Annotated in this window: 7 protein-coding genes and 1 pseudogene; 7 read left to right on the top strand and 1 reads right to left on the bottom strand. The window is 55.5% G+C overall.

Going from position 1 to position 6,407, the window contains the following annotated elements; genetic code table 11:
- Positions 1-71 (bottom strand): archaellin/type IV pilin N-terminal domain-containing protein (locus tag MVB78_RS10970; RefSeq protein ID WP_367271014.1); only part of this gene is annotated, 71 nt, incomplete at its 3' end.
- A 422-nt stretch (positions 72-493) separates the two neighbouring features.
- Between MVB78_RS10970 and MVB78_RS10965 the strand changes: the two genes are divergently transcribed.
- The 7 genes and pseudogenes from MVB78_RS10965 to MVB78_RS10935 all read left to right on the top strand — a co-directional run.
- Positions 494-814 (top strand): helix-turn-helix domain-containing protein, encoded by a 321-nt coding sequence (locus MVB78_RS10965; RefSeq protein ID WP_297491493.1) that lies wholly within the window; start codon positions 494-496, stop codon positions 812-814.
- 10 nt (positions 815-824) lie between these two features.
- Positions 825-1,787 (top strand): class I SAM-dependent methyltransferase, encoded by a 963-nt coding sequence (locus tag MVB78_RS10960; protein ID WP_297491433.1) that lies wholly within the window; start codon positions 825-827, stop codon positions 1,785-1,787.
- A 140-nt stretch (positions 1,788-1,927) separates the two neighbouring features.
- A complete protein-coding gene (locus MVB78_RS10955; RefSeq protein WP_297491490.1) occupies positions 1,928-2,293 on the top strand; it encodes a response regulator in 366 nt (121 codons plus the stop codon).
- 94 nt (positions 2,294-2,387) lie between these two features.
- Positions 2,388-4,553, top strand: coding sequence for an ATP-binding protein (locus MVB78_RS10950; RefSeq protein ID WP_297491430.1), 2,166 nt, complete (start codon positions 2,388-2,390; stop codon positions 4,551-4,553).
- On the top strand, positions 4,550-5,158 hold the full coding sequence (locus MVB78_RS10945) for a hypothetical protein (protein WP_297491427.1): 609 nt from the start codon (positions 4,550-4,552) through the stop codon (positions 5,156-5,158). The genes MVB78_RS10950 and MVB78_RS10945 overlap by 4 nt, the downstream gene beginning before the upstream one ends.
- Positions 5,155-6,048 (top strand): hypothetical protein, encoded by an 894-nt coding sequence (locus tag MVB78_RS10940; protein ID WP_297491424.1) that lies wholly within the window; start codon positions 5,155-5,157, stop codon positions 6,046-6,048. Before MVB78_RS10945 ends, MVB78_RS10940 begins: the two co-directional genes overlap by 4 nt.
- A pseudogene (locus MVB78_RS10935) lies at positions 6,023-6,407 on the top strand (quinoprotein dehydrogenase); the annotation flags it as partial. The gene MVB78_RS10940 and the pseudogene MVB78_RS10935, both read left to right, overlap by 26 nt.

The following is a 6,407-nucleotide window of genomic DNA, read 5'->3' as shown; positions in this document are numbered from 1 at the left end:
ACTAAAACCATGGCTATAAACACTATCAGGGTACCAATCCCAATGGCACCCCTCTTCTTCCTGGCCTTCATCAACCATGCACCCCCTAAAGGTTTTGCACTTATGATTACACTGGCTGAATATAAAGCCCTTTTTTGTTCTTAGTAGTGTAGGTCTTTGTGTAGGTGCCTATGTAGGCCCGGCAAAGGAGTGTACGCCGATAAACTGAAGTGCGCATTTAATGGCCCCCACTGTCCTTAGCTGCCCACTTTTCTCCCAAACAGTGCCCCAGCCTGTTCCCATTTTTATAGGGTTTTCTACATAAGTTTCCAATTATATTTGGAAATATAACAAGTTATTCCAGTATATATTGGGACGTCTTCAATTGTTTACCAAAAAAGTTATAAAGTTTGCAATCGATAACAACAGTGCAGTGTTCCAGCAACCTGTTTTCTGTAAAATCAAGGGGAACTCAAACGCGTGCAGAAACGCAGGGGGGAGGGCTGTGGACACTATGATTATTGACCCTCAGGTGCTTAGGTCGATACACAGAAGTGAACTGCGGAAGAGGATCCTCCTGTACCTCAGCGAGATATACCCGTCGGCAACCTATCTGTCCGAGATAGCGAGGATCGTGGGCTCTGACCCATCGAACGTCAGGGGTGCACTGGTCGGGCTTGGAAACAGGTACAACGGCGAGAGCTCGCTCGTCTACCTCGGCCTCGTTGAGGAGGTCAGCAACAACGGCTTCAAGTACTACCGGCTGACCGAGTACGGCAAGAAGGTCGTGGAATACCTGAGGGAGTACTACCGCTATTACAGGAAGTTCATGTGAGGTGGTGAGCATGGGGGAAATTTCGGTCCTTGACTCGAACATCGAGCACATGGTCAGGATGGCCATACTCCACATAATCCAGCTCGGCACAAAGCACGGCGTTTTCAAGGTAATCTCGAGGGGAGCCACCCAGCGGGAAGTCCTCGACAGCCTCGACATACCGAACAAGAAGCTACTCCTTGAGTTCCTCAACACCCTGAAGGCCATAGGGATAGTGGAAGAGAGGGACGGCCGGCTGAAGCTGAACGGCTTTTCCTACCGCCTTGATGTTCCAAAGAACCACTACGAGGCCCTCCTTCCGGGATGGGTGGCCGTACTGGAGGAGATCTACCGGATGGTCGACTACGCCTTCATAACCCCGACGCACCCGCACGTCCTGATGGACTTCGACAAGGATGCCGATTTCTGGGACATAAGGATGAACACCGACTTCGCTGCCCTCTATCGGGAGGTCATAGCAAAGACCGGGGGCATAGGCCAGGGGAGCAGCGTCCTCGACCTCGGCTGCGGCTCGGTTTCACCCTATGAATTTGGCAAGAGAATTGGCTACGATGGGCTTTACGTCGGCGTTGACTACTCCCCGGCCATACTTGAGATAGCGCGTGCGAGGGTTGAAGGGGAGAGCCTCCCTGTTGAGCTCAAGGAGCTTGACCTGAAACTCCTCAGGCCCGTGAACGAGTACCAGACGACTGTGATGAGCTTCATCTTCGAGTACCTGAAGCCCGAGGACTACCGCAGGGTTCTCAGGAGAGCCCTCGGGACACTGAGGCCCGGTGGATCGCTTATAATACTCGAACCCTTCAGGGACAACTTCCGGCACATAGAGGCCCTTGAGTTCTTCGAAAAGCTCAACAAAGATTTCAAAAGGTTCCCCGCCATGTCCGAGGTGGCATCGCTCATAGCCGATGAGGGCTTTGATGCATCCATTAAGCGGCTGGGCAGGAGTCTTCTGAAGGTAACCCTGAAACCCTGATTTGGATTTTTTACAATACCTCCTTGATGGTGAATTGCATGATTGGAAAAAATCTAAAAAAGTTGTGTGTACCTACACAGTTACCTACACGTAAGTGTTTTAGAGGGAAGGAACGTTAGTTTCTTGGGCCGGTGGTCGAGATGGCGAGCGTGCTCATCGTGGACGACGTCCTTTTTGCAAGGATTATACTCAGAAAGCTGCTGAGCGAAGCTGGCTATGACGTTGTTGGGGAGGCGTCAAACGGCAGGGAAGCCGTGGAGAAGTACCTCTCCCTCAGGCCGGACGTTGTAATAATGGACATTATAATGCCCGACATGGACGGAATAAAGGCCCTCAAGGAGATACTCGAGATCGATCCAAAGGCCAAGGTCATAATGGTAACCTCCGTCGATCACGAGAAGAGGGTCATAGAGTGCATCGAAGCCGGTGCTAAGGGGTACATTGTCAAGCCCTTTGAGAGCTCACAGGTCATCAATGAGATTGAGCGCGTGCTGTCGGAAGCATAGGGCCGGCCGGTGCAGGGTAGCTGCGTCCTCGGTTTCCACGGAAGGCCAGGGGGGCAAGGGTCCGGCCGGCCTAACCTATCGGGGAGTGGGAGCCGTGCCCTACGAAGGCCAGATGGTTGAGGAGCTTCAGGAAAAAGTGGAGGAACTCCGGGCACTTTTTGGAGAGCTAAAGAACGCCTCCAGGGTAGACGAAGTGGCGGAGGAGATGATGCGGGCAGCCCACACAATAAAGGGGACGGCCTCACTTGCCGGTTTCTCAAAGCTCTCCCAGGCAGCGCACTGGGTTGAAACCCTTCTTGAACTGGTTAAGGACGGCAGGTTGGAGCTCGATGACGAGGTTCGCTCCCTTCTTGAGGGCTTTTTGGATTCAATAGAGGATTTCGTGAGGAGCATCAGCATCGATGGGACTGAGGGGAGCGGCTCAATAGAATACCTCATAGCCAAGGCAACCTCGCTGATCGCGGGGAGAAAGGGAAAGGGCGCCCCCCTGCCGGATTTTTTCAGGAAGAGGCCGGTTTACAGGTATACGGTGAAGGTTACGTTCGACAGCATTTCAGATAAGCTTCCGGCGTGGGTCTTCTCCCTGGCCCGGACCCTCGGCTCCCTCGGCAGAATACTATCCTCAACACCGGACATAGAGGGGTTCCTAAAGAAGCCTGAGAAGGGCGTGAACTCGTTCACCCTTGAAGTTGAGAGCTGGCTCGACAGGGAGAACCTGAGAAAGAGGCTTGCTGCACTTGAAGGAGTCAGGGAAGTGGAGGTCGATGAGTATGGGCGCGAAAGAACCGAGAAAAAGACCTACAAGGTTGCGGTTGTCTTTCGGGAGGAGTTTCCTCTTAAGGCGGCGAGGGCTCTTCTTATCCTCAAGGATCTCAAAAACCTCGGTGAAGTCCTCTCGGTGAGCCCCTCCGAGGAGGAGCTTAGGGAGGGGATACTGAATGCCGCTTCGGAGTTTGAGGTTTCTCTACTGACAGACAAGAAGCCGGAGGAGATAGAAGCGGCCGTTAAAAGGCATCCTGGACTGAAGGACGTCAGGGTGGCTGAGGGAAAAGTAGAAACACAAAAGCCCGCCCGCCATAGACCGAGGCCCCCGATGGTCAGCAGGAGGGAAGAGAAAAACTTAGACAGACTGATGTACCTCCTTGAGGAGCTCTTCTTCGTTTCGGACTGGACTAAAGAGGCATTGAAAGAATGCAAAAGCCCAGAGCTCGGAGAGGTGAGCAAAAGGCTGGACGAGCTGCTCTCCAAGATGAGGGGCATACTCTTTGACATGAGAACCGTTTCCATGCGCTCGATTGTTGAGGAGTTTGAGCCCCTTGTGAGCAGACTCGCCAAGGAGCTTGGGAAGTCCGTCGAGATGGAGGTTGAGGGAGAAGACCTCAGGGTTGACAGGAGGATCGCCGCGGCCCTGTGGGAGGTTCTCGTCCACGTCCTCAAGAACAGTGTTGTCCATGGGATAGAGAAGCCAGAAGAGCGCAGAAAGGCAGGAAAAGCCCCTGTGGGAAAGATCACTGTGCGGCTCCTCCAGAAGGGGGATTTTGTTGAACTCGTTGTAACGGACGACGGCAGGGGCATAGACCCAGAGGAGATTAAGAGAAGGGCCCTGGAAAGGGGTCTCCTAACGAGGGAGAGGGCTGAGGGGCTGTCCGATGAGCAGACCCTCGAACTCATATTCCTTCCAGGGATGAGCACCCAGGAGGTTGCCAGGGAAAACTCCGGAAGGGGTCTCGGCCTCAACGTTGTCAGGGAAGTAATCCGCTCCCTTCACGGCAGGATCTACGTGCGCTCGGAGGTCGGGAAGGGGGCGAGCTTCATAATCCAGGTTCCCTTTGAGCTCTCCATAATCCCCGCCTACATAGTCGAGGTTGGTGGTGAGGAGTACGCGGTCTCGGCCATAGGCGTAACAGGTACCATCTCTCTGAACCGCGAGGAGGTGAGAAAGGTCGGGGCTTACATTACGGTCCTCAACGGCCGTCCCGTGCCAGCGGTTCTCCTCCACGATCTCGTTGATTTTACCGCCATCCCCCCAGAGAAGTTGGAAGGACTGGTAGTGGAAACGGGCGGCGGCAGCGCCGTTCTCCTCGTTGATCGGATTGTCGAGAGGAGGGATGTTGTTGTGAGGCCCCTCAGGGCCATCCTCCCGCGGGTTGAGAGGAACATCCCGTACACGGGGGTGACGCTCCTCGGTGGAAGGAGGGTGGTGCCTGTTATCGACGGCGTGGCGGTTTTTGACCTCGTACTCGGGGGTGAGAGGAAGTGATCACCTTAGAGGATATGGAGCTCTTCCTCGAGCTCATCATGCGCCCGGTTTTAAGGAAGATCTACCCCTCTGGGAGTGAAGTTAAGTTCAAATTCGCCGGGAGGTACGATCCATCAGCGGGGCGCGAGGGGTTCTTAGCGCTGCTCGGCGGGGGAAACCTCTCGTCTGCGTTCTTCATAGGCAACTACCTGCTCGCCGTTTTTAGACTTGCCGGCCCTACAGAGGAGCTGAAGGCCCTACTCTTGGATGGCTACTCTGATATGGATGCGAGGGAGCTCCTCCAGTCCCTCATCCAGGAGGAGGGCAACATAATCTCCGGTCTCCTCTCGGGGACTCTCAGCAGGATCCTCGATGAGGAAGTTTTGCCGAGCTCCCCGCTTAGCGTTGAAGAGGCTTTCGAGGCCACTAAGTGGGAAGGCAGCCTCCCCGTGTTCTGGGGGGTGTTGGGGAGGTTTAAACGGGTGTCCGTTGGGGTCTACCTCATTCCCCTGAGGCCCCTTATAGAAAGGCTCTCCGCGGACGAGAGCGTCATTGATCGGGCCCTCATGAAGGGCCATGGAGACAGCAGGAATGCCTATAGAGCCAGGAGGGGGCTGGGAAGATGAGGACGAGGGTGCTGCTCGTGGAGACAGGTGAGGGGATCGGGGAGATAGCCCTCAGGGACTGCTACGCAGCTATATCCGGGGCCGAGCTTCTCCTGACCTTCCAGGGCGGGGGCGAGAAGACGGTAAAGCTGAAAACTGTGGAGGACGTTCGTTTTGACGTGAACGTCCCACCCGTGGGGGGCCGTGTGAGGGATGCCTTCTCGCTAACCACATCGAGGGGGGAGCTGGTTCTCGCCACCTTAGAGAACCCCCTCCTGTACGACGAGGCTGGGTTCAGGGCCCTCCTTCACTCCATCTTTGAGAGCCTCCTGAACGGGCACCCGGTGAAGGCGGCCGGGATCGAGGAAAAAACCCTCTCCCTGAATCTAATCCCGGTGGAAAGGGACTACCGCAGGGGAGTTGCCTTCGTGCTGGATGAGAAGGGGCCTTTTTTCAGGTTCACAGCCGCCGAAGCCGGGCACCTCAGCGGCGAGACCTGGATACTTGAGACCGAAGGGGAGCCCATTGTCCTCACCGTACCAGGGAGACGGGCGAGGCAGTTACTCCTCAGGTATTTCATGCGCTTTTCCCCGGACGTCGCCGTGAAACTCAGGGAGCTCTACTCCGAGTTTCCGGACGTTAAACCTCCCGTTCCTGTTCTTAACCCCTTTGAGAGGGCCGTTTTTGAGGCCGTCCTCAACGGAACCGATCCCCTCGCCGTGCCCGCCCTTTTGGGCGCTGATGTTGTGAGGGTTGAGGAGGCCTACGACAGCCTCATACGGAAGGGTCTGCTTAAGGTAGTTGGGATAAGGAAGGTGGTGGAACCCACTGCCACCGCCGTGTCCCTGGGAAGCCTTTTAACCTCGGTGGAGGAGGAGAGTGGGGGTGAAGCCGATGGGGGTAAGAGGTAAGCTGTTCACGGTCGGGGTTATTCTCTTCATAATGGTATCGCTTCTCGCGACTCCAGCCATTTCGAAGGGGAACCCGCTCGTCTTCAAGGGCTCTCTCTGCCAGGGTGTTGCGTACCAGAAGAGCGTGGAGGCCGTTGCCGTAGCCAGGGATAAGGTGTACGCCTCCTGCGACTACCGGATGGTGATGGAGGGGAAGCTGATAAGCGTGTACTACCTCGGTGATACGGCCGCTTACTTTAGGAACGGGTCAAAGCTCTGGGAGAACGCCTCTGGCTACGTGGTCAAGCTCCTTCCCCTCCAGAATAACCTTATAGCGGGCACCCTCGGCGGCTTCGTCCTCTTCAACTCCTCGGGCTCTA

It is taken from the genome of Thermococcus sp., from assembly GCF_026991495.1.
Lineage (GTDB): Archaea > Methanobacteriota_B > Thermococci > Thermococcales > Thermococcaceae > Thermococcus.
Note: the sequence above shows the minus strand (reverse complement) of the source record. Positions and strands in the feature narration are given on the sequence as shown.